General features: G+C 68.5%; 14 protein-coding genes. 8 read left to right on the forward strand and 6 right to left on the reverse strand.

Annotation, left to right across the window (positions count from 1 at the left end):
• Positions 1 to 19 precede the first annotated feature (19 nt).
• Together AB0J62_RS32090 and AB0J62_RS32095 are read left to right on the forward strand one after the other, a co-directional pair.
• Entirely contained in the window at positions 20 to 1330 is a 1311-nt protein-coding gene (locus tag AB0J62_RS32090; RefSeq protein WP_363878998.1) for a sugar ABC transporter substrate-binding protein, read from the forward strand.
• Positions 1331 to 1355: 25 nt separating this feature from the next.
• On the forward strand, positions 1356 to 2468 hold the full coding sequence (locus AB0J62_RS32095) for a Gfo/Idh/MocA family oxidoreductase (protein WP_363879001.1): 1113 nt from the start codon (positions 1356 to 1358) through the stop codon (positions 2466 to 2468).
• A gap of 22 nt (positions 2469 to 2490) precedes the next feature.
• Here AB0J62_RS32095 and AB0J62_RS32100 read toward each other — a convergent pair whose 3' ends face one another.
• Together AB0J62_RS32100 and AB0J62_RS32105 are read right to left on the reverse strand one after the other, a co-directional pair.
• Positions 2491 to 3897, reverse strand: coding sequence for a HAMP domain-containing sensor histidine kinase (locus AB0J62_RS32100; RefSeq protein WP_363879004.1), 1407 nt, complete (start codon positions 3895 to 3897; stop codon positions 2491 to 2493).
• Between the two features lie 63 nt (positions 3898 to 3960).
• Positions 3961 to 4602, reverse strand: coding sequence for a phosphotransferase (locus AB0J62_RS32105; protein ID WP_363879007.1), 642 nt, complete (start codon positions 4600 to 4602; stop codon positions 3961 to 3963).
• A gap of 181 nt (positions 4603 to 4783) precedes the next feature.
• On the opposite strand from AB0J62_RS32105, the gene AB0J62_RS32110 reads away from it, so the two are divergent.
• Positions 4784 to 6163: a hypothetical protein gene (locus tag AB0J62_RS32110; protein ID WP_363879010.1), complete on the forward strand. Its 1380-nt coding sequence runs from the start codon at positions 4784 to 4786 to the stop codon at positions 6161 to 6163.
• Positions 6164 to 6181: 18 nt separating this feature from the next.
• On the opposite strand, the gene AB0J62_RS32115 is transcribed toward AB0J62_RS32110, so the two are convergent.
• Positions 6182 to 7375 carry a cytochrome P450 gene (locus AB0J62_RS32115; RefSeq protein ID WP_363879013.1) on the reverse strand — a complete coding sequence of 398 codons (1194 nt, stop codon included), beginning with the start codon at positions 7373 to 7375 and terminating at the stop codon, positions 6182 to 6184.
• 96 nt (positions 7376 to 7471) lie between these two features.
• Positions 7472 to 8695, reverse strand: coding sequence for an aldose epimerase family protein (locus tag AB0J62_RS32120; RefSeq protein ID WP_363879016.1), 1224 nt, complete (start codon positions 8693 to 8695; stop codon positions 7472 to 7474).
• A gap of 191 nt (positions 8696 to 8886) precedes the next feature.
• Here AB0J62_RS32120 and AB0J62_RS32125 point away from each other — a divergent pair, with 191 nt between their 5' ends.
• On the forward strand, positions 8887 to 9486 hold the full coding sequence (locus AB0J62_RS32125; protein WP_363879019.1) for an isochorismatase family protein: 600 nt from the start codon (positions 8887 to 8889) through the stop codon (positions 9484 to 9486).
• 4 nt (positions 9487 to 9490) lie between these two features.
• Positions 9491 to 10408 carry a DJ-1/PfpI family protein gene (locus AB0J62_RS32130; protein ID WP_363879022.1) on the forward strand — a complete coding sequence of 306 codons (918 nt, stop codon included), beginning with the start codon at positions 9491 to 9493 and terminating at the stop codon, positions 10406 to 10408.
• A 72-nt stretch (positions 10409 to 10480) separates the two neighbouring features.
• Here the strand turns inward: AB0J62_RS32130 and AB0J62_RS32135 are convergent, their stop codons facing one another.
• Complete coding sequence (locus AB0J62_RS32135) at positions 10481 to 13621, reverse strand: glycoside hydrolase family 3 N-terminal domain-containing protein (RefSeq protein WP_363879026.1); 3141 nt, start codon at positions 13619 to 13621, stop codon at positions 10481 to 10483.
• Positions 13622 to 14148: 527 nt separating this feature from the next.
• Here AB0J62_RS32135 and AB0J62_RS32140 point away from each other — a divergent pair.
• The 3 genes from AB0J62_RS32140 to AB0J62_RS32150 all read left to right on the forward strand — a co-directional run bounded on the left by AB0J62_RS32140 (position 14149) and on the right by AB0J62_RS32150 (position 20938).
• Entirely contained in the window at positions 14149 to 15990 is a 1842-nt protein-coding gene (locus AB0J62_RS32140; RefSeq protein ID WP_363879029.1) for a hypothetical protein, read from the forward strand.
• 122 nt (positions 15991 to 16112) lie between these two features.
• On the forward strand, positions 16113 to 17075 hold the full coding sequence (locus tag AB0J62_RS32145) for an LLM class F420-dependent oxidoreductase (protein WP_363879032.1): 963 nt from the start codon (positions 16113 to 16115) through the stop codon (positions 17073 to 17075).
• Between the two features lie 176 nt (positions 17076 to 17251).
• The gene (locus tag AB0J62_RS32150; protein WP_363879035.1) at positions 17252 to 20938 is read left to right on the forward strand and encodes a S8 family peptidase; all 3687 of its coding nucleotides are present in this window, start codon (positions 17252 to 17254) and stop codon (positions 20936 to 20938) included.
• A 170-nt stretch (positions 20939 to 21108) separates the two neighbouring features.
• Here AB0J62_RS32150 and AB0J62_RS32155 read toward each other — a convergent pair whose 3' ends face one another.
• A complete protein-coding gene (locus AB0J62_RS32155) occupies positions 21109 to 22467 on the reverse strand; it encodes a lytic murein transglycosylase (protein ID WP_363879038.1) in 1359 nt (452 codons plus the stop codon).
• Positions 22468 to 22528 lie beyond the last annotated feature (61 nt).

The raw sequence follows: 22528 nt of genomic DNA on the forward strand, positions 1-22528 counted from the left end.
CCCCTGAAAGGTGCACATCATGAGGCTGCACATCCCCCGCGTGGCAACGGCCCTGGCCCTGGCCACCACGTTGCTGGCGGCAAGCGCCTGCGGCGGCGACTCCGGCGGTCCGGGCGGGTCGTCGGACGATGCCGGCGGCAAGGTCACGCTCCGGTTCACCTGGTGGGGGTCGGACACCCGGACCAAGCTCACCCAGCAGGTGATCGACGCGTACCAGAAGGACCACCCGAACGTCACGATCAAGGGTGAGTTCGGCGAGTGGTCCGGCTACTGGGACAAGCTCGCGACGACCGTCGCGGCGAACGACGCCCCGGACATCATCCAGATGGACGAGAAGTACCTGCGGGAGTACGCCGACCGCGGCGCGCTGCTCGACCTGAAGAAGGCGCAGGGCCTGGACACCGGAAAGTTCGAGCCGGACACGTTGAGCGCCGGTGAGTTCGACGGCGGGCTGTACGGCCTGAACGCCGGCATCAACTCGTTCGCGGTGGTCGCGAACCCGGCCGTGTTCAAGGCGGCCGGTGTGGCGATCCCGGACGACACCACGTGGACCTGGGACGACTTCGCCCGGATCTCCGCGGAGATCTCGGCGAAGCTCAACGGCAAGGGATGGGGGACCGGCGCGCTCGGCACCAACGAGGCCGGCCTGAACCTGTGGGCCCGGCAGAACGGTGAGTCGCTCTGGACCAAGGACGGCAAGCTCGGTGTCTCGCCGGAGAAGACCACCGACTTCTTCAAGTACGTGCTGAAGCTGCGGGACATGAAGGCGATCCCGTCCGCGGAGTTCACTTCGCAGGACATGAACGCGGCGCTCGACCAGTCCGCGATGGCGACCGGCAAGCTGGCGATGAGCTTCATCTGGAGCAACCAGCTGCTCGCGTTCAGCCAGGCGTCCGGCCAGCAGTTGAAGCTGCTGCGGATCCCGAGCACCGACGGCAAGGCCGCCGACAACGGCTCCTACTACAAGGGCTCCATGTTCTGGTCGATCTCCTCGCGGTCGAAGCACCAGAAGGAGGCCGCCGACTTCGTGAACTACCTGGCGAACAGCCCCGCCGCCGGCAACGTGCTGCTGGCCGAGCGCGGCGTACCGCCGAACACCGAGATCCGGACCGCGGTGACGCCGAAGCTGAAGCCGGCCGACGCGGCGTCCGCGAAGTTCATCCAGGACATCGGCAAGGAGCTCGGCGACCCGTCGCCGGCGCCGCCGGTCGGTGGTGGTCAGGTGGAGAAGATCATCCAGCGGTACACCACCGAGGTACTGTTCGGCCGGCAGGCTCCGGATGCGGCCGCCAAGGCATTCCTGGACGAGGTCAACGGGGAGCTCAAATAGTGTTGCTGACAGCAACTGATTGCCGATGACGGGGCCGCGCGTGGCCGTGGCGGGAGTCCACGGCCACGGCGCCTCCCATGTTCGCAACGTCGCCCGGCTGGCTGAGGCCGGCCGGGCCGAGCTGGTGGGCGTCGCCGATCCACGTCCGACCGAGGGTGTGCGCGCCTTCGACAGTCTCGAGGCGTTGCTCGCGGCAACCGACGTCGATGTCGTGATCATCAGTACGCCGATCCAGACGCACCTCCCGCTGGCGGAACTGGCGATGCGAGCCGGTGCCGACGTACTGCTGGAGAAGCCGCCGACCGCGTCGCTGGCCGAGTTCGAGGAACTGTCTGCCGTGGTCGCGGAGACCGGTCGCGCCTGCCAGGTCGGGTTCCAGGCGCAGGCATCCGAGGCGACACTGAAGCTCGCGGACCTGATGGCCGCGGGTCAGCTCGGTGAGATCCGCGGGATCAGCGCGGTCGGCAAATGGGTGCGGACCGCGAAGTACTTCCAGCGGGCGCGCTGGGCCGGGAAGCGTCGGCTCGACGGCGTGGATGTCGTCGACGGCGCGGTGACGAATCCGTTGGCGCATGCGACTGCGGCGGCGTTGCTGCTGGACCGGTCGACCGGCGTGGACGACCTACTCTCGGTCGAGACCGAGCTGTACCGCGCGAATCCGATCGAGTCCGACGACACGTCGACGGTCCGGATCGTGACTGCCCGCGGTACGACGATCCTGATCGCGGTCACCTTGTGCGCGGGTGAGCACCTCGAGCCGGCCGTCATCGTGCACGGCTCGACGGGGCGTGCCGTACTGCGCTACGCGTCGGACACTCTGGAGCTCCACCAGGACGGCTGCATGACCGTCCAGAAGCGCGAGCGGGCCGACCTGCTGGAGAACCTGCTCGACCATCGCGCGGATCCGTCCGTACCGCTGTACGTCCCGCTCTCGGCGACCGGCGGGTTCACGAAGGTCGTCGAGGCCGTGCGGCTCGCGACCCCGCCACGCGAGATCCCCGCCAACCTCGTCCGCTGGGAAGGCGAAGGACTCGAACGCCGACCGATCATCCTCGACATCGAAACCTGGCTCGACCGAGCCTCGAACGAACTGGCGCTGTTCAGCGAACTCGGCGCCCCATGGACGAAGAACAGATAAGAGATCGTTCGGGGAGGCCGACTCAAGCGGACAGCGTCACGGCGAAGGTTGTGTCTCCTGGGGTTGAGGTCACGGTCAAGGTGCCGTGGTGGGCCTCGGTGATGGAGCGGGCCAGGGAGAGGCCGAGGCCGGTGCCGCCGGTGGTGCTGGTGCGGGCGGTGTCGGCTCGGGTGAAGCGGTGGAAGACGTTCGGGAGTAGGTCCGCGGGGATGCCCGGGCCGTCGTCGTGGATGGTGAGTACGGCGGAGTTGCCGGCGAGCTTGGCTGCGACGGTGACCGTGGTGCCGGCCGGGGTGTGGCGGCGGGCGTTCGTGAGCAGGTTGGTGACGACCTGGTGGAGGCGCTGCTCGTCGCCGATGATCACGATCGGGTCAGGTGGCAGCTCCAACTCCCAATGGTGGCTGGGGGCAACTATCTGGGCATCGGTGACCGAGTCACGGGCGAGGCGGGACAGGTCGACCGGGTGGCGGTCGAGCGGCCGGCCGGCGTCCAGGCGGGCGAGCAGCAAGAGATCCTCGACCAACGACGCCATGCGGGTGGTCTCGACCATGACCTTTCCCATGGCGTGCCCGTAGAGCTCGGGATCGCGTTGGCGGAGGCTCAGCTGCGCGTAACCGTGGATCGTGGTGAGCGGCGTACGGAGCTCGTGGGACGCATCGGCGACGAACTGCCGTACCTGCTGCTCACTGCGGTGTCGTGCGTCGAGGGCGTTCTCCATATGACCGAGCAGCGTGTTGAGAGCGACCGCGACCTGGCCGACCTCCGTATGTTCGTCGGTCAGCTGATCCGGCACCCGCGCGGTCACCCCGATCTCGCCGGTGTCGAGCGGTAGACCGGCCACCTCGCGGGCGGTCTGCGCGACTCGACGCAGGGGCCGCAGTTGACGCCGTACGACGAAGACACCGACGCCGCCCGCGGTCAGTACGCCGATGCCGCCGAAGAGCACCTCCCAGCCGATCAGGCTGTTGACGGTGTTCTGGATGTCCTTCGTCGGCAGCCCGGTGATCACCGTGACTGAATCGACGCTGGACGCGTGCACGCGATACTCGCCGAGAGCCGGCAGTTCGACCGTGCTGTTCTGGCCCGCGGTCAGATCGTCGAGTACGCCGACCGCCTGGTCGCTGAGCTCGGTGAGCGTGCCGTCGGCGGTGATCACGTTGCCCGCGGCCCCGGTCGAGGTCACGTACACGGTCACCGTGCCCGCGTCCTGTCCGTGCGGAGCGTCCCGCGGCGGTCCGGTCGGGTCGCCGTGCGTCAGTGCGTTGATCGCACGGCCCTGGGTCGCGGCCACCTTTCCGTCGAGCTGCTTGGTCAGGTACGAGCTGATCGCCGCGGTCGTCAGCGCGCTGATCACAAAACACACGACCGCGACCAGCACCACCATCGCCGCCGCGACCCGCACACTCAACGACCGCGCCGCAACCCTCATACCCCCAGCCTGTGCGCCCAGCCCTCAAGCAGGCTCCACGTTCCCTGGCACCTGGCTGTGAACTCAGAGCAGTCCCTGATTGGTCAACAAGATATTGTCCAGCGTGACGTCGCCGTGGCAGGTTCCTGCCTTTGAGTACTGCGCGAGGTTGTTCCGTACAGCATCCGCCAGCGAGCGGAGCAGGTTTTCCTCCGAGTTGTCCACAGCGAGAATCTGCTCGAGCGGTTCGTCGAGCCGATGGGCGACATCGGCCGGCCGCCGGAAGTACGGCGACGTGTAGTTGCCGGCGGCATTGTGGAATGCGGCGAGTTGCGCACCGAAGGCGGCGTACAACCCGTCGGTGAATGGCGGCTCCGGCTTGCTGCCCTCGACGTACGACGAGAGGGTGAACGTGCGGGGCCCTTCCGGTGTGTCGAGCAGTCCGACCGTGTCACCGTCGAGCAGTGGGACCACCGACGGAACGAGTACGCCGGCCGACCGCAGATGGGCCGAAAGCCCTGTCTCCCAACGGATCTCGTCGGGATGGCGGCCGTCGTACCGGTAGAGCTTGAGGACGTACCGCGCGCCGTCGTCCGCAGCGAGCTCGTACACGTCGTTGACCAGCGACCGCAGCAGGACGGCGCCGGTGAAACCGAGGCCGTACCGGCCGGCGAGGTGCGCGGCGAGGGCGTCGGGAGCGGGGACGCTACGCACGGACGGGACCATGGATGCGAGGATATGAGTCGTTTGAATGACGGAGGTTGTGGGGAGGTTCGAGACGTTTCCGGATTCGCCTCCCCTTCCGGGGCCGGAAACCGGTAGCCTCGTGCAGCGCGCTATATGGGGGCCGCCGTTCCACCCACCCGACGAACTGCCGGAGAGCCCAAACCGGTCAGGAGTGCACGTCTTGCAGGAGAACACCAGCAGCACCAGTACTGGCGAACTGGTCAACGTACCCCTTACCGGTGCGGACAAAGTCGCCTACGCCTTTTACGCGACCGCGGCCGCCGCGGCGCTGGTCGGCCAGGTCTGGGCCGGCGTGACCCACATCCCCTGGCCGAGCGACGGCTTCTCACCGTTGCTCAAGATCATCCTCGTGACGCCGGCGGTCGCGGTGCTCGAGCTCGGTGGCGTCGCCACCGCGGCCCTTGCCGATCTGCGCCGGCGCAAGGGCGAGCAGGCCTATGCCTACCGCGCGATGTCGTTCTTCGCGGCGCTCGTCGCGGTCGTGTTCAACGTGGTCGGCCACTGGCGGCCGGAGGAGCGGTTCCTTGCCTTCGGCTTCGGCGGCCTGTCCGCGTTCGCGTACGTGCTCTGGCTGATCCACAGCTCGGCCCGTCGTCGTGACGCACTGCGCCGTGCCGGCCAGATGCGTGAGACCGGTCCGGTGTACGGCATCGTGCAGTGGGCCCGCGAACCGCGGGTCACCTGGCTCGCGCGGTCGCTGGCGATCGAGCACGGCTACGGGTTGTACGAGAGCCTCCGTGCGGCCCAGCACCAGATCCGCAACCGGAGTCGTCGCGAGGCAATCGCCGGCACCGTAGCGGAGTACATCCGGTCCGAGCACCAGGACGAGCGGCTGGCGAAGATCGCCGAGACGACGTACGACCCGGACCGGCTGGCCGGGATGCTCGAGGAGCGGATCAACTACGAGGTCATCACCAACAAGCTGACCAAGGCGATCTCGCCGCCGCCAGAGCCCGAGGAGGTTCCGGCCGTGCCGGCCGCCGTCTGGGTGCTCGAAGGTGGTCAGCCGCGGCGGGCGGACGGCACCGGGGTTGGACTGCGTGACGACGACGCCTGGACCGGTGAGTTGATGGCGATCGTCGACCAGGACCCCACCGACAGCGGGAACGTGTCCGAGGCGGTCGTCGTCGAGGACGAGAGCGAACCGCAGCATGTAGTCAACGGCAACACCAACGGTGCCTCGGGCAAGCTCAAGCCGTTCGCGCCGCAGCCGAAGGCCGAGCCGACGGTGGAGAAGCCGAAGCCGCCATCGCCGTTCGCCGGGCCGGCTGACCCGCAGCCGCCGGCGCTGATCACCACGCCGAAGGTCGAGCCCGTGCTGCCCGACCCGGAGCCGGTGGTCGTCGAGGACCAGCCGGAGCCGACCGCGCTCGAGAAGAAGCGGATGCGCGCGTACGCCCTGCTGTCCGACTGGCCGGCCGGCCACGAGCGTACGGCGAAGACGCTGGCCGATGCGATCGCGTCGAGCGAGCCGATGGCCGCGCGCTTCATCGAGCAGTACGAGACCGAGCACGGAGTCGTGTTCGCCTCGCAGAACTGATCGAGCTGCCGGTGAGCCTCAGACGTTGAGGTTCACCGGCAGTTCCGCGAGACCGCTGACCAGGACGCGACGCCACTCGAGCTCTTCGGCCGGCTTCGCGAGGCTCATCCGGGGGAACCGGCGTACGAGCGCAAGCAACGATTCCTGCAGCTCGATCCGCGCCAGCTGAGCGCCGAGGCAGAAGTGCGGCCCGAAGCCGAACGACAAGTGCTTGTTGTCCGGCCGATCCACGCGGAGCTCGTCCGGTGCGTCGTACGCGCGCGGGTCCCGGTTCGCCGAGTTGAGCGCGGCCATCACGCCCTCGCCGGCCTTGATCTGTACGCCGTGCAGCTCGATGTCCTCGACCGCGACCCGAAGCTGACCGACCTCGCTGAAGCGGTTGAAACGCAGCAGCTCCTCGATCGCGGTCGGGACCAGCTCGGGCTCTTCGACCAGCCGCTCCCAGTTCGAAGGCCAGCGCAGCAACGTCGCGACGCAGCTCGAGATCTGGTTCGCCGACGTCTCGTGACCGGCGACCAGCAGGTTCACGCCGAACGCGATCAGCTCTTCCTGGCTGAGCCGATCGCCCTCCTCGCGTGCCCGCACGAGTTCGTCGAGCAGGTCCTCGGCCGGCTGGTCGGTGTTCGCCAGCTTCTTCGTGACCAGGTCCGCGATGTACGCCGTCAGGCTGGTCATCGCGTCCTCGACCAGGTCCTTCTCGGCCATCTTCATGCTGTACCCGAGCTCGGTCCACTCGCGGAACTGCGCACGATCCGCATACGGTACGCCGAGCAGCTGGCAGATCACCTGGATCGGCAACGGCAACGCGACCAGCTGCCGGATGTCGGCACCGTCACCGGCACGCGCGACATCGTCGGCCAGCTGCGCCGACAGCTCCGCCACCCACGGCCGGGTCCGCTCGATCTTCCGGTGCGCGAACGTTGGCACCACCAACCTTCGCAGCCGGGTGTGCTCCGGCGGATCGGTCGTGGTCAGGCTGTTCGGCATCGGCTTCGCCAGCGCGACCCGCGGCGCTCCCTGCTTCACCACCGCGGCCCGCGAGAACCGCGGATCCGCCAGCACGAGCTTCACATCGTCGTACTGCGTCACCAGCCACACCTCGGCACCCGCCAGCGTCCGCACCCGAGCCACCGGCTGGTTCTCCCGCAGCTCTGCGAACGTGGGCGACGGATCGAACTGAAAGGCATCCTCGAACGGGATCTCCAGCACCATGGCCCAACCCTAAGCAAGTTAGGTGACCCTTGCTCGGTGGTTCGCGCGTCGCAAACGACAGGAGGTAGCCGGGGCCACCTCCTGTCGTTTGCTCGCCTACTTGGTGCCGAAGCTGTAGACGGTGGTGGATTTGTAGGTCTCGCCGGGGCGGAGGACCGTGGACGGGAAGTTGGGGTGGTTGGGGGAGTCGGGGAAGTGCTGGGTCTCGAAGGCGAAGGCGTCGCCCTGGCGGTAGGCCTTGTTGCCGATGCCGAGGAAGGTGCCGTCGAGGAAGTTGCCGCTGTAGAACTGGACGCCGGGCTGGTCGGTGCGGACCTCGATCGTGCGGCCGTGCTCGGGCTCCCAGAAGCGGCCCGCGAGGCGCATGCCGTCGTGGTCCGGGTGGCCGGCGATGACGAAGTTGTGGTCGTACCCGCGGCCGAAGATCAGTTGCTGGTGGTCGCCGCGCAGGCGGGCGCCGATCGCGGTCGGCCGGTTGAAGTCGAACGGCGTGCCGGCGACCGGTGCGATCTCGCCGGTCGGGATCAGGTTCACGTCGACCGGGGTGTACTTCGCGGCGTTCAGCTCGAGCACGTGGTCGTAGATGGTGCCGTTGCCCTCACCGAGCAGGTTGAAGTACACGTGGTTGGTCAGGTTGATGATGGTCGCCTTGCCCGCGACGGTCGCGTGGTAGTCGATCCGCAGGTTGTCGCGCCGGTCCAGCGTGTACGTGACGGTGCTGGTGAGCTCACCAGGGAAGCCCATCTCGCCGTCCGGGCTGACGTAGGTGAACGCGACGCCGACGGCCTGGTCGGACTTGACGACCTTGGCCTTCCAGAGCTTCTTGTCGAAGCCGATGGTGCCGCCGTGCAGCGCGTTCTCGCCGTTGTTGATCGGGATCTGGTACGTCGTCCCGTCGAGCGTGAACCTGCCCTTGGCGATCCGGTTGCCGTAGCGGCCGATGGTCGCGCCGAAGTACGGGCTGAGCGCCGCGTAGTCCGGCAGGTTGTCGAAGCCGAGGCTGATGTTCGTGGTCCGGCCGCGGCGGTCCGGCGTCTCGACCCGCTGGATCGTCGCGCCCCAGGTGAGCATCGAGATCGTCACCCGGCCGTTGGTGAACGTGTACACGTCCACTGCCTGGCCGTCCGGGGTGGTGCCGAACGGGTCCTTACGGATGTCGAGCTTGCCGTGATGTTCGCCCATGGCGGCCAACCTATCCGGCCTCCCACCGGCGTGGCTCGTGGCGTCCGCGGTGCTGGTGAGTGCGCCCGCGGCGGCGGCACCGAGGCCCAGTGCGCCGGCGGTCCGGAGGACCTGGCGGCGGGGCAGGTGATCGGGCATCGCAATCCCCTCAATCGTTGTAGAAGCAGACCCTTGGCACGATAAGCGCGCCAGACCGGTGTTTGGAACAGTTCGGATCGGTGTGAATTCGTCCGATCTCTTCACGGTCGTGGGCGTGATGACCAGATCGGTCCGGTCCGGGCCTCGATCGAGCCTTCTCCGGTACGCCGTCCGCGGGCGATCCTGGGGTCATGAGCCGAACCGCACTGATCGTGATCGACGTCCAGGAATCCTTCCGGGTCCGCCCCAACTGGCAACTGGTGAACCACCCGGACATCGCCGAGCGGGTGAACCGTCTGGTGCAGGCCGCCCGTGACAAGGGCGACCTCGTCGTCTGGGTGCTGCACACCGAGCCCGGCACCGGCGGCGCGTTCGACCCGGCCAACGGACAGGTCCGGCTCATCGACGGTCTCGAACCGTTGCCAACCGAGCCGATGATCACGAAGACGTCCCACAACGCCTTCACCACAACGAATCTGCAGCAGCTGCTGACCCAGCACGGCATCTCCGAGATCGTTGTCAGCGGCATCCGTACGGAGCAGTGCTGCGAGACGACGGCCCGCGTCGGCTCCGACCTCGGGTACGACGTCGTGTTCGTGACCGAGGCGACCGCGACGATGGCGCTGGCGCACTGGTCGATCCGCGACGAGGCATCCGTCGAGGAGATCGTCGCCGATCCGCGGACCCTGACCGCCGAGCAGGTCGCCGAGCGGACGGAGTACGTGCTGGCCGGCCGGTTCGCCACGATCCGGACACTCGACGAGCTCACCGCCGTACCCGTGGCATCCTGACCGAATGCGTCCCACCCGGGTGGTCTTCGTGCTGGTGCCCAAGGTGCACCTGCTGGATCTTGCCGGGCCGGCGCAGGTGTTCACGACCGCGAACGACTTCGGGTACGGGTACGAGGTGCATTACGTGGCCGAGTCCGAAGAGGTCACAACCGCGCAGGGCGTGCCGTTACGGGCACAACTGGACTGGCCGGAGATCGGACCGGACGACCTGATCGTCGTGCCGGGGTGGCGATCTCCACGGCTCTCGCCGGTCCCGCCGATCGGTCCGGCGACCCGCCGGCGGCTGCGCGACCACCACGCGGCAGGCGGCACGGTCGCGAGTGTCTGCTCGGGTGCTGACGCGCTCGGCGCCAGCGGTCTGCTCGACGGCCGGCGGTTCACGACCCACCACGACCTGACGGACGAACTGGCCGCCCGCTACCCGCGGGCGGCCATCGTGCGCGATGTGCTGTACGTCGAGGACGACCGCGTCATCACCTCCGCCGGCATCGCCAGCGGTATCGACCTCACCCTCCACCTGGTCGCGGTCGCCCACGGCGCGGAGGCGGCCGCCCGGGTCGCCCGCGAGATGGTCGTCTACGCCCGGCGCAACGGTGATGAGCTGCAGGAGTCGGCCATGCTCCGGCATCGCGGGCATCTCAGCGACCTGGCCCACCGCGTCCAGGACGTCATCGACTCCCGGTACGCCGATCGCCTCCTGCTCTCCGATCTCGCCGGCCAGGTCGGCGTCAGCGAGCGCACCCTGACCCGCATCTTCACCACCGCGACGGGCCTCACGCCGCTCCGCTACCAGCAACTCCTCCGCCTCGAACGCGCCGAACACCTCATCGGCCACGGCACCACGATCGAAACGGCGGCCCGCACCGTCGGCTTCGAGGACGCCCGCATGCTCCGCCGCCTCCGCAGCCGAACTTCTGTCTAGACCGGAGGGTGCGTGATGGCCGGGGCCGGATGAGGGGTCACCGGCCCCGGCCATCACTTACTGGGGGAGCTTCTATTGGGGGAGCTTCGAGGCCGCGATCAGTTTGGTGGTCGCGGTGGAGAGCTGCCCGCTGAGGAGGGCGTGGTCCGCGTCCGAGATGAGCTTGGATGCCGGCTCGTTGAGGTTCTGGCCGATGTGGTTCTGGGCGATCCAGCGCGCGACGCCGACGACCGCGTCGTCTTCGGCGAAGGTGTCGGCCTTGGTGCGCTCGAGGAGCTTGGCCGACTGTGCGGCCGCGGCCAGGGCGATAGTTGCCTGCGGCCCCGACCAGTCCTTCACGCCGAGGGCGATGCTCGCCGCGACCCCGGCCGCCACCGCGTAGGCATCGTGCTTACGCAGCAGGCTGTTGCGTGCGTCGGTCAATGCCTGTCGTGCAGCTGCCTGCGTGCTGAGCCCCCAGCCGAACGGGTACTGCGGGTCGTACGACGCGTCGCCAACGTTCAACGGCTGCTGGTCCTCGGTCCGCGGCCAGCTGACCGGTAGGCGACCACTGAACGGGACCTTCCCGAACAGTACGTCAGCAACGCCCGCGCCCTCGGTCCCGGGCAGCCACGACGCGACCACGGCGTTGATCTTGCCGAGCTGGTCCGCGATCACCTGCGGCCGCCCTGACACGATCAGGACGACACACTTCATCGCGCCGCACACCTTGTCGACGGCGGCCTTGTCCGCGGCGGTGAGCTGCAGGTCGTGACCGTTGCCCACGTCACCGATTCCCTCGGCGTACGGGCGTTCGCCGACCACGACGACGCCGACGTCATGACCCTCGAGCGGAGCGGACGCGTCCGCGCTGAACGTTGCCGTCGGCACCACCTGCTTGATCCCGTCGAGGATCGTTGTACCGGTGGTCGTCGCACCCGAACCGCCCTGCCAGGTGATGCTCCAGCCGCCCATCTGGTTGCCCAGGTCGTTGGCGTTGCTACCGGCAACGTAGACCTTCTGGCCGGCGTTCAGCGGCAACAGATGGCCGTCGTTCTTCAGCAAGACCTGGGACTTCGCCGCCGCCTCACGCCCGACCGCACGATGCGCGGCCGATCCGATCGACGAGATGTTCGACGTATCGGCGTACGGGTGCTCGAAGAGGCCGAGCTTGAACTTCTCGGTCAGGATCCGCCGTACGGCGTCGTCGATCCGCGTCATCGGGATCCGGCCGGCCGCGATCTCGTCGGTCAGGCCCTGGGTGAAGCCCTGGTAGTTCGTCGGCACCATGATCATGTCCAGGCCGGCGTTGATCGACGTACGGATGTCGCTCGCGTAGTCGCCCGGCAGCTGGTCGATCGCCTGCCAATCGCTGATCACGAACCCGTCGAAGCCCATGCGCTGCTTGAGTACGCCGTTGATCAGCTCGCCGTCACCGTGCATCTTCACCGGCGGCGCACCGTCGATCGACATACTCGAGTACGACGGCATCACCGTGCCGACACCGAGATCGACCGCGGTCTTGAACGGTGCCAGATGTAACGTCTCCAGCTGCTGCCGGGTGACCTGCGTGATGCCCTGGTCGATCTTGTACGAGCCGGTCGTCGAGCTGCCGTACGTCGTACCGCCGTCGCCGACGAAGTGCTTCGCGGTCGCGAGCACATGGTTGTTCTGCTTGAGCTGACTGCCGTCCGCCTTGCCCTGCAGGCCGGTGATGACGGTCGCCATCGACTGCACGAGCGCGGGATCCTCACCGAATCCTTCGTACGCGCGGCCCCAGCGGTCGTCGCGGACCACGCAGACGCACGGCGCGAAGTCCCACGGGATGCCGGTCGCTCGGACCTCGGTCGCGGTGACCTCCCCGGCCTGGCGGGCGAGATCCGGATCGCGGGTCGCGCCGATCGCGATGTTGTGCGGCAAGATCGTTGCCCCGACCACGTTGTTGTGTCCGTGAACGGCGTCGACCCCGTAGATCAAGGGGATCTGCAGGCGGGTCGCCTGCGCGTTCAGCTGGAAGTTGTCGATCATCGCGGCCCAGGCGGCCGGCGTGTTCGGCGTCGGGACCGACCCGCCGCCCGAGAGCAGTGAGCCGAGCGCGTACGACGCGATGTCGCTGCGGGACCGCAGTGCGTTGCGCTCCGCCTGGGTCATCTGGCCGACCTTCTCCGCCGTCGTCATCCGGGCGAGGAGGTCGTCGACGCGCTTCTTGATCGGGAGCTTCGGGTTCAGGTACGGCAGGTCGTGCGCGTTGATCACCACGACCGGGTTGGTGGGTGCCTTCGCGCCGGTGACGGTGAGCTCGAGCGGGATGGTCTCGGCGGCCTCGGCCGTGTGGTCCTTCTTCGTTGTCACCGCGACGGTTTGGCTGGTGCCTGACGCAGTACCCGCCGGGAAGGTGAGCGTGCCTGCGACGGGGGTGTAGTCGCTGGCGTCGGCGCTGCCCGTGCCGGTCTTGTAGTCGACGGTGACCGGTTCTTCGAGCGGCGTACCGCCAGTGGTGGCGACGGACACCTTCACCTGCGCGGTGCCGCCCTCCTTGACCGGGTACACGCCGGCGTCGGTGGTGACACTCGCCTTCAACGCCGGGTCGGCCTTGCCGTAGACCTCGACCTGGTCGATCGCGAACTCGCCGGGCGAGCCGACCGGCATCGTGAACGCATAGCCCCACATGTGGGTCAGGTTGAGGATCTGGTCGATGCCGCCGACGGGCTGGTAGTCACCGCGGTACACGAGCTGGCTGAACGGGATCTCGACCTGGTGCCAGCCCTGCCAGTCGTCGGTGAAGTTGGTGTTCCACAGCTCGGAGGCCTCGGCGTTCGCGCCGCCGTCCTTGATCTCGAAGAAGATCCGCTTCCCGGAGCCGGGTGGGAGCGGTGCGGTGTTCTGCCCGTACCACCAGAACCGGATCCCCTTGTACGCCGACCAGTCCGCGGGGTTCACGTCGTACGTGATGTCGTGGCTGAAGCCGCCGTACCCGCTGATGTTGTAGGTGCCGTGCAGGACCTTCTCGCCGGCGGGCGCGTCGGCCCGGGTCTGCAGCTCCATCGTGGGCGGGTCGTCCGCGTCGCTGCCCCAGCCGAAGATCCCCGCGTTCGGCGGCGAGGCGAACGGCTCACCGCCTTCGAACGCCGCCAGCGTGATCGGTGTCGGATCATCAGCCACTGCATCCAACGGCAACAGCCCAGCAACCAGAGCCGCCGCCGCAACCAGAGCAATCCGCCGAAAACCACGCATGGGCGACTCCCCACCTCAGCGCAGGCCTCACACCCGCGTTCGGCCCCGACTCTCAGCCCTCCCACCCCACCGGTCAAGACCTCACCGGTTCCGGAACTAGAGCGCTCTCACACCCTCCAGCCGCATATGCGGCCGCGGCCCGCCCTGATAGTCGGCCCGAACAAGCTCCGGCGCACCAATGGCGGTCGCACCGACGGCCAGGTGGGCCGAGTTGAGTTGGCCGGTTTGCCAGTGGTCTGGACCGGCCAGGGCTGCTGCATCGGTTGTCAGGGCGTCCAGGGCGTGTGCGAGGGCGCAGCCCTGTGGAGGGCGCAGTACGACGCTGAGGGGCCAGCGGCCGCCGTCCTTGGGTGGTTGTTCGCGCTGATGGGTGCCTTGCGCAATTTGTGGTGCGGCTGTCGTGAACAACTGCTCGAACTTGTCGATGAGAGTTCTCCCTTGAGTCGGTGCGGGTTAGGACGCGAAGTCTGGACAGTTGGTTGGTGGGTGGGTGACTGTGGTCCCGGCGACGAGGGGGAGGGGATCCCATGAAGCTCCGTTATGTGCTGAGCAGCGTGGCGCTGATCGTTCCGATGGCTGTGGTTGCGGTGGTGTCACCCGCGTCCGCGGCGTCATCGCAGGACCCGGCAGCGTCGGCAGCGTCGGCGAAGGTGCCGAGCATGCTGCGGGACGCTGCGAAGAGCGCGGCCGCGGCGGCGAAGGGTAAGACGGCCGGCGTCCAGCCGCGGGCAATGAGCGTGGAGAGGCCTGGTCGCCTCGGCGTTCAGGTGTACGCCGCCGCGCCCGTGACCGCCGCGCAGGAGGCAGCGCTCACCGCACTCGGTGTCACGGTCGAGAAGAACTCCGCCGACTTCACGTCCGTCGCCGGCCTCCCGAACACCGGCCTCGTGTCCGCATCGGTCCCGTACGACAAGCTCGACGCGGTCGCCGCGCTCGACTGGGTGACCGCTCTGCGACCCGCGCTCCGACCGGCCGTCGACGTCGGCCCGGTCACCGCCGAAGGCGTTCAGCTGCACAAGGCGGACGCGGCGCAGGCGCGCGGTCTCACCGGCAAAGGCCAGAAGGTCGGCGTGATCTCCGGCGACGTCGACCACCTCGCCGACGCGGTCGCCGCTGGTGAGCTGCCCTCGAACGTCCAGGTCCTCAGACAAGCTGCGGAGTACACGGACGACGAGGGTACGGCGATGATGGAGATCATCCACGACATGGCGCCGGACGCGCGGCTCGCGTTCGCCAGCACGGGTGTGACCAACGCCGACTACTTCGAGGCCTTCCACATCCTGGCCAACGCCGGCGTGACGATGATCGCCGAAGACATCGCGCTGGACGACGAGCCCGCGTTCCAGCAGGGCCTCGGCGCTGCCACCGCGGAGGCGCTCGCCAAGCGCGGGATCTGGGTCAGCTCGTCGGCCGGCAACCTCGGTGCCCGGCACGCCCCGCGCGTCGCGGCCGTCGGCACGGGTAAGGGCCCGGACGGCGTCACCGGCCCGTTCACCGGCTGCCCGGATGCCCCCGACAACGTGGTGAAGCTGCGCGGCGACGACACGACGTACGACCTGAACCTCCTGCCTGGCGCAGCGGTCCTGCCGACGCTGCAGTGGAGCGAGCCGCGGGCGATCTACCCGACCGCGGGCCAGGGCGGCTTCACCGACCTGAACCTGTACCTGATGGACAGCACGGGTACGAAGTGCCTCGCGTCGAGCACCGGCGTCCAGGCGAACGGCGTCGGCGACACGATCGAGCAGTTCGAGTACGACAACCTGACGAACGCACCGCAGGCCGTCAAGCTCGTGGTCGACGTACAGGGCACCTCGTCCGCGCGGAAGGCACCGACGCTCGACCTGCGGTGGCGTGCCCTCTCGGCCGGCGTGCAGACCCTCGACCCGCCGGAGCGCGCCGGCTCGATGAACCCGGACTCGAACTACATCGGCTTCGCCACCAGCGCGGGCGCCGTCAACGCCAGCGTGTCCACCGACCCGGTGACCGCGCCGCTCGAGTCGTACAGCGCAGCCGGTCCGACGCAGCTCCTCACCACGACGCGCTGCCCGGGCGGCAAGCCCGGTCCGTGCCGCGGCATCGCCGGCCCCGGATCGATCAGCTTCCCGGCGCCGTACTGGCTCGCGGCTGACGGTGTCTCGGTCAGCGGCGCCGGCGGCTTCGGCTCCGGCACCTGTCCGACGACGGTCACCGGCAACTGCCGCTTCTTCGGTACGTCGGCCTCCGCGCCGACCGCAGCCGGTGTCGCAGCGTTGACCCGGCAGGAGTTCGGCGGACGAGTCGCACCGATCGCCCTGAACGCGATCCTCGCCGCACGGGCGGTCCACCGCTCCGGCCCTGGCGTCGGAGCGGGGGTCCTGAGCGCCCGGTGAGTCGCGGGGTGAATCCCCCGGCGATCGCAGAGTGGATTAAGAAGCTGTAGTGGTCCGATTGAGTACAAATTCAGTACTCATAGTGATGGACCCATGCCGCCATCCCCGGAAAGGATGGCGGCATGACTACACGTTTCGGGGTATTCGTCCCGCAAGGCTGGAAGATGGATCTGGCCGAGATCGCCGATCCGATCGAGCAGTGGGAGGCGATGACGGACGTCGCCAAGCGCGCCGACGAGCAGTCGTGGGACTCGATCTGGCTCTTCGACCACTTCCACACGGTGCCGGAGCCCAGTGACAACACCACGTTCGAGTGCTGGAGCGCGACCGCGGCGCTGGCCCGCGACACCAAGCGGGTGAACATCGGCCAGATGGTCGGCTGCAACGGGTACCGCAACCCGTCGCTGTACGCGAAGATCGCGTCCACCGTCGACGTCGCCAGCCACGGCCGCCTGTACGCCGGTATCGGCGCGGGCTGGTACGAGCACGAGTGGAAGGCCTACGGCTACGAGTGGACCGACATCCCGCAGCGGATGGCCGCGTTCCGCGAGGCGACCGAGATCATCTACAAGATGTGGACCGAGGACAAGCCGGTCTACAACGGCAAGTACTACTCGATCGACGCGCCGATCAACGAGCCGAAGGGTGTCCGCAAGCCGCACCCGAGCTTCTGGATCGGCGGCGGCGGCCCGAAGGTCACGCTGAAGCTGGTCGCGCAGTACGCCGACGCCGCGAACATCGGCGGCGGCAACCCGGAGGCCTTCAAGGAGAAGGCCGAGATCCTCCGCGGCCACTGCCAGAAGGTCGGCCGGGACTACGACGAGATCATCAAGTCGACGAACTTCAACGTGTTCCCGATCGACAAGGGCGACGACCCGACCAAGGCGACCGCCAAGGCGCTCGGCCCGATGAACCGGGAGAAGTTCGACAACGACAACTTCATCGCCACCGAGGACGAGATCGCGAACAAGGTCGAGGCGGTCCTCGAGGCCGGCGCCGACTACGTGATCTTCTACGTCCCCGGCGTCGCCTACGACCTGGACCTCCTCGAGCGCGTCGAGAACGTCGCCAAGCGCTTCGCCTGACCTTGGGCACCCGCCAACCACCTGTCCGCGGGTGGTGTGGTTGGTGCGTGCTCAAGGTGGCTGGAATCGGTCATGGCGGGTGTTCGTCAGCGGGACCGGTGGACTGGGGCCCGGGGCAACTGTGAGGCTCCCGCTGATGGCCTCGCGTGGGTCGGGGCATCGGGAGGTGTCCCGCCGTGCCGTACTCGATGTCACTCGGCCGATCGTTCCGGTCCGCGTCCGGCCTGCTCGCCGCGGTGGTCGTCAGTTCCCTGCTGCTGACGACCACTCCGGCGCACCCCGCCCCGCCCGGTGCCGCCCAGCCGGCCGGCGCCGTCAACCCGACGCCGGGCGCGTCGGTCAAGCGGATCACGCTCGTCACCGGCGATGTCGCCGAGCTGACCACGAGCGCCAACGGGCAGGTATCGGCCCGGCTGACCGACGACGAGCCGTACTACTTCGGCACGTTCGACGGTGAGCTCAGCCTGATCCCGTCCGAGGCCTACCCGCTGCTCACCGCGGGCCGCCTGGACAAGCGCCTCTTCAACCTCACCGAACTCGCCGCGCAGGGGTACGACGACGCGAGCAGCGATCAGCTACCCCTCCTCCTGACCGCGCCGGCCGCCCTGCGCAGCGCGCCAACCACACCGCCAACCACACCGACGGCCGCGACCCTTCGGCGTACCCTCACCAGCGTCGGAAGCAGCGCGGTCACCGTGCGGAAGTCCGACGCCAAGGCGTTCTGGGACGGGATCAGCGGGCCGACCACCTTCAAGACCGGGCAGGTTACCAAGATCTGGCTCGACGGCCGCACCCACGCCACGGACGACCAGTCGAACCAGCAGATCGGCGCGCCGACCGCCTGGAAACAGGGGTACGACGGCCACGGCGTCAAGGTGGCCGTTCTCGACACCGGGTACGACGCCGGACACCCAGACCTGGCCAAGCAGGTCGTTGCGTCGGAGAGCTTCGTCCCGGACGAGGCGGTCCAGGACCTGCATGGCCACGGCACGCACACCGCATCGATCGTCGCCGGCCTCGGTACTGCGTCCGACGGCAAGCGGAAGGGCGTTGCGCCCGGCGCGGAGCTGCTGATCGGCAAGGTGCTCGACAACACCGGCGGCGGCTACGACTCCGAGGCGATCGCCGGTATGGAGTGGGCCGTCCAGCAGGGCGCGAAGGTCGTCAGCATGAGCCTCGGCGGCCTACCGTCGGACGGTACCGACCCGATGAGCGAGGCCGTCGACCGGCTGTCGAAGTCCAGCGGGACCCTGTTCGTCATCGCGGCCGGCAACTCCGGCGCCGAGGAAACCGTCGGTTCTCCGGGCGCGGCTTCCGAGGCCCTGACCGTCGGTGCGGTCGACCGCGATGACAGCCTCGCGAGCTTCTCCAGCCGTGGTCCGCGCCTCGGCGACGGTGCGCTGAAGCCCGAGGTGACCGCACCGGGCGTGGAAATCGCCGCGGCACGGGCCGCCGGTACCGCGCAGGGCCACATCCTCGGCCAGTACTACACCGCGATGAGCGGTACGTCGATGGCGACGCCGCACGTGGCCGGCGCCGCCGCGATCCTGGCCCAGCGCCACCCCGACTGGACCGGTCCGCAGCTGAAGGCCGCGCTGGCCTCGACCGCGGTCCCGTCCGCCGGCGCCCGCACCGACGAGCAAGGCCTCGGCGAGATCGGCATCCCGAACGCACTCGACCCGAAGGTCCTCCCGGACTCCGCCAACCTGTTCTTCGGCGACCTCTCCTGGACCGGCCCGGTCGCGCCCGCGCCGGTCGGACGGAAGGTTGCCTACCGCAACAGCTCGACCCGGCCGGTGACGCTCGCCCTGTCGGTCGATGCACAGTCTCCGGCGGGGGTGAAGGCCGGGCTGACGGTGAGCCCAGCCCGGCTGACCATCCCCGCCGGTGGTACGGCGTCCGCGACCGTCACGCTTGATCTCGCGAAGACCAAGCCCGCGAAGTACGCCGGCGTACTGACCGCGCGCAGCGGAAGCAGCGTCGTCCGGACCGGGCTCGGCTTTGCCGCCGGCGGTCGGTTGAACCAGGTGACCGTGAAGGCGATCGGCCGCAACGGCAAGCCCGCCACCACCGAGGCCGGCGCGAGCGGCGTGCAGTTGTGGAACCAGGACACCGGTGACGTCAATGCGATCGCCTTCGACGAGAACGGCAGCCGCACCCTCGACGTACCGACCGGGCGTTACAGCGTGATGGCGTACGCCGTGGGCGGCGACGAGGCGAACTGGGCGAACTCGATCACGTTGCTCGGCGATCCGGACGAGTGGATCGGCAGCGACCGCACGTTCACGTTCGACGCCCGGACCGCGCACAAGGTGACGATCAAGACGCCGCGGCCGGCCGACGCGCACAGCATCGGAATCGCCTGGCACCGTAAGGTTGGCGGCCGGGATGCCGTGTCCGGCTGGGGGTTCGACGGCAAGGTTGCCAATGGCATCTACGTGCAGGACTTCGGCAAGGTTGCCAACGGCACCTTCCAGGTCGTGCAACGCTGGGATCTCGCCCAGCCGCAGCTGACCGTCGACGTACCGGGCGCCGGACGGCTGCCGACGCCCGACTCGGGTTCCTACCGGACCGTGTACGTCGGCAACGAGAACCTCCCGCTCTACAACGGCGGCGACGGTACGCCGGCGGAGCTGACCGGCGCCAAGGGCAAGATCGCGCTGATCCGCTGGACGTCGCCTGACGACACGATCGCACAGGTGCAGGCAGCGAAGGCGGCCGGCGCGAAGGTGGTGTTCCTCTACAACGAGGCGCCCGGCTTCTGGTCGACCGGGACCGAGCAAGACATCCCGCTCTACCTCCTGCGCTCCGAACAGGGGAAGCAACTACTGTCCACGCTCGCGAAGGGCCCGGTCTCACTCAAGCTGAGCGGTGTCCTCGACAGCACCTACCGGTACGACGTCGCGATCGGACCGTCGACGGTCAAGGGACCGCTGACGTACGACGTTGCGAAGATGCACCCGGCCGTGGTGACCACGAACTTCCAGCGCAACGACGCATGGTTCCTGCACACCGACCAGCGGATCGCGCACCTGCCTGGCATCAGCACCGGGCTGACCTCGACCCGAGCGGTGACCGGTCCGGTGAGCCGTACCGACTACCTCGTCACCGATCTCAAGGGCGTGACCTGGGACGAGACGACGTCGGCGGGGGAGTGGAACGAGAGCGGGTACGAGTCGACGATCCCGCGTTCGTACCGTCCGGGCGAGCAGGTCACCCGTGGCTGGTGGGAATCGCTGATGCGTCCCGCCGTCCCCGGGTTGTCGGATTCCGCCGGCGACGTGGCACAGGGCTGGCCGCCGGCACGTTTCGAGAATGCGCTGCGGATCGCGATTCCGCAGTACGTCAGCGGTGATCGGAGTGTGTTCGGCTGGGGTGATCGCGGCGATGTGACGAGCATGAAGCTCAGCAACGGCGTGCAGCTCGGGAGTGCCGACTGGTCGGTGGCGCAGTGGGCGGTGCCGGCGCGGGCGGCGTGGTACGACCTGACCCTGGACCAGAAACGTGGCCCGAACAGTTGGGCGACCACCTCGACGTCGACGCACACGACGTGGCACTTCCTGTCGGTGCCGACCAAGACCCGGGCAGTGCTGCCGCTCGTGCAGGTCGACTACAAGCACACCGACGGGTGGCTCGAGCTCACGCCGCGGTATCAACCGGGCGTGCGCGGTCCGGGGATCTTCCGGACGACGGCTGAGATCTCGTACGACGGGAAGACCTGGCAGAAGCTGTCGCTCAGCGGGATCGGAGGCACCGTCCGGGCGAAGGTTCCGGCCGGTTCCTACCCGAGCATCCGGGTGACCGCCAAGGATCTGATCGGTAACAGCATCACCCAGACCATCGACCGCGCCTGGGAGAACTGAACCTCAGCTACCTCTGATCGTCAGCTGCGTCTGATCGTCAGCCGCATCTGATCGTCAGCCGCGTCTGATCGTTAAAAAGGCGACGCCACGAAGCCGGGGGGATGTGCTCCGTGGCGTCGCCAGGGGCGCGCCTAGGGAGGGGTGGGGGCAGGCGCGCCGGTCTGTGGGGATCAGCTCCCTAGGATGCCTCCGCCCAGAACGCCCAGCAGTCCGAGCAGGGACAGCAGGTTGCGGATGACCTGGTCGACCGCCTTCGCCCCACCGGTCTGGTAGGCGGTCACGCACTTCTGCAGCTGGTCCTGGGTCGGCTTGGTGATCGTCACCTTCGCCATCTCGGACTGGCAGTACGTCGTGGCCGCCTGCAGCTGGCCCACCGTGGAGCCGACCGTGCCGACAATCAGACCCGCCGCGGTCGTCAGGGTCGCGACCCCGGGCGTCGTGGTGGTCGGAGTGGTCGGCTTCGACGTCGGCTTGGTCGTGGTCGGCTTACCGGGCGTCGGCTTCGACGTCGGCTTGTCGGACGTGGGCTTCGACGTCGGGCGCTGCGTCGGCATGACCGTCGGCCGGGTCCCGTCCCGCTCGTCCGTCGGCGTGGTGATTACCGAAGGCGGTGGTGTCGGGAGGTCGATCGTCTTCGGCAGGTTCTTGTCCGACGGCGCGTTGATGTCGCCGCCGCCGAGCTGCTTGCCGGCGTCGTCGACGTCGTCACCCGAGGTCCCGTTGCCGACCGCGATCCAGCTGCCGCCGGCGTACGCCTTGGCGATGCTGACCACGAGGTCGACGTACTGCTGGGAGTGGTTGTAGCGCAGCACGGCCGCGTTGAGGTCGGAGGCGTTGGACAGGTCGGTCTTGCCGGAGCACAGGTACACCGCGGTCGACATGGCCGCGTCGTCGATGTCCTGGGGATTCCGCACGCCGTCGCCGTCGCCGTCAACTCCCATGGCTCGCCAGGTGCCGGGGATGAACTGCATCGGGCCGACCGCGCGGTCGAACGCTCCGTCGCCGTCGAACGCGCCCGCGTCGGTGTCGGAGATCCGGGCCGTCCCGGACGAACCGTCCAGCCGCGGACCGTAGATGCCGGGAACCGCGACGCCCTGGGAGTTCAGCGCGTTGCCGCCGAAGCGGCCGTGGTTGGACTCGACCCTGCCGATCGCAGCCACCAGCGTCCAGGGCAGGTGACAGGACGGGTCGGCCTGGGCCAGCACCTGCTGGGCCCGCGAGTACGCCTTCAGTGCGGCGTTCGGGATGCCGTTCTTCGACAGTCCGGAGACCACCTGGGTCGGTTGCTCGCCAGGATCGACGCCTGGACCGACCACACCCGGCTGCGGCACGTTGGCCGGCTGGGAGATCGGCTGCTTCGGAACGACGACCGAGTTACCTCCGGACAGACCCTGCTCCAGCGACGCCGTCGCGACCGCCGGATCATCCGTGGCACTGACGGTGAATGCGCTCGCGAACAACGCCACCGGGATCAGCGGCGCCACCTGACGCCAACCACTACCCGTGGCGCGGCGCTTGCCCTTCGCCATCGATGATTCCCCTCCGTGACTCATCGACCAGCCCGGCCCCACGCTGCGGACAGTCTTTGTG

This window comes from Kribbella sp. NPDC049584 (assembly GCF_040675555.1).
Lineage (GTDB): Bacteria > Actinomycetota > Actinomycetes > Propionibacteriales > Kribbellaceae > Kribbella.

Bases quoted from the DNA above. Each gene is read 5' to 3' on its own strand.
- AB0J62_RS32090 (WP_363878998.1), top strand. From the start codon at position 20: ATGAGGCTGCACATCCCCCGCGTGGCAACGGCCCTGGCCCTGGCCACC.
- AB0J62_RS32095 (WP_363879001.1), top strand. From the start codon at position 1,356: ATGACGGGGCCGCGCGTGGCCGTGGCGGGAGTCCACGGCCACGGCGCC.
- AB0J62_RS32100 (WP_363879004.1), bottom strand. From the start codon at position 3,897: ATGAGGGTTGCGGCGCGGTCGTTGAGTGTGCGGGTCGCGGCGGCGATG.
- AB0J62_RS32105 (WP_363879007.1), bottom strand. From the start codon at position 4,602: ATGGTCCCGTCCGTGCGTAGCGTCCCCGCTCCCGACGCCCTCGCCGCG.
- AB0J62_RS32115 (WP_363879013.1), bottom strand. From the start codon at position 7,375: ATGGTGCTGGAGATCCCGTTCGAGGATGCCTTTCAGTTCGATCCGTCG.
- AB0J62_RS32120 (WP_363879016.1), bottom strand. From the start codon at position 8,695: ATGCCCGATCACCTGCCCCGCCGCCAGGTCCTCCGGACCGCCGGCGCA.
- AB0J62_RS32125 (WP_363879019.1), top strand. From the start codon at position 8,887: ATGAGCCGAACCGCACTGATCGTGATCGACGTCCAGGAATCCTTCCGG.
- AB0J62_RS32130 (WP_363879022.1), top strand. From the start codon at position 9,491: ATGCGTCCCACCCGGGTGGTCTTCGTGCTGGTGCCCAAGGTGCACCTG.
- AB0J62_RS32135 (WP_363879026.1), bottom strand. From the start codon at position 13,621: ATGCGTGGTTTTCGGCGGATTGCTCTGGTTGCGGCGGCGGCTCTGGTT.
- AB0J62_RS32140 (WP_363879029.1), top strand. From the start codon at position 14,149: ATGAAGCTCCGTTATGTGCTGAGCAGCGTGGCGCTGATCGTTCCGATG.
- AB0J62_RS32145 (WP_363879032.1), top strand. From the start codon at position 16,113: ATGACTACACGTTTCGGGGTATTCGTCCCGCAAGGCTGGAAGATGGAT.
- AB0J62_RS32155 (WP_363879038.1), bottom strand. From the start codon at position 22,467: ATGGCGAAGGGCAAGCGCCGCGCCACGGGTAGTGGTTGGCGTCAGGTG.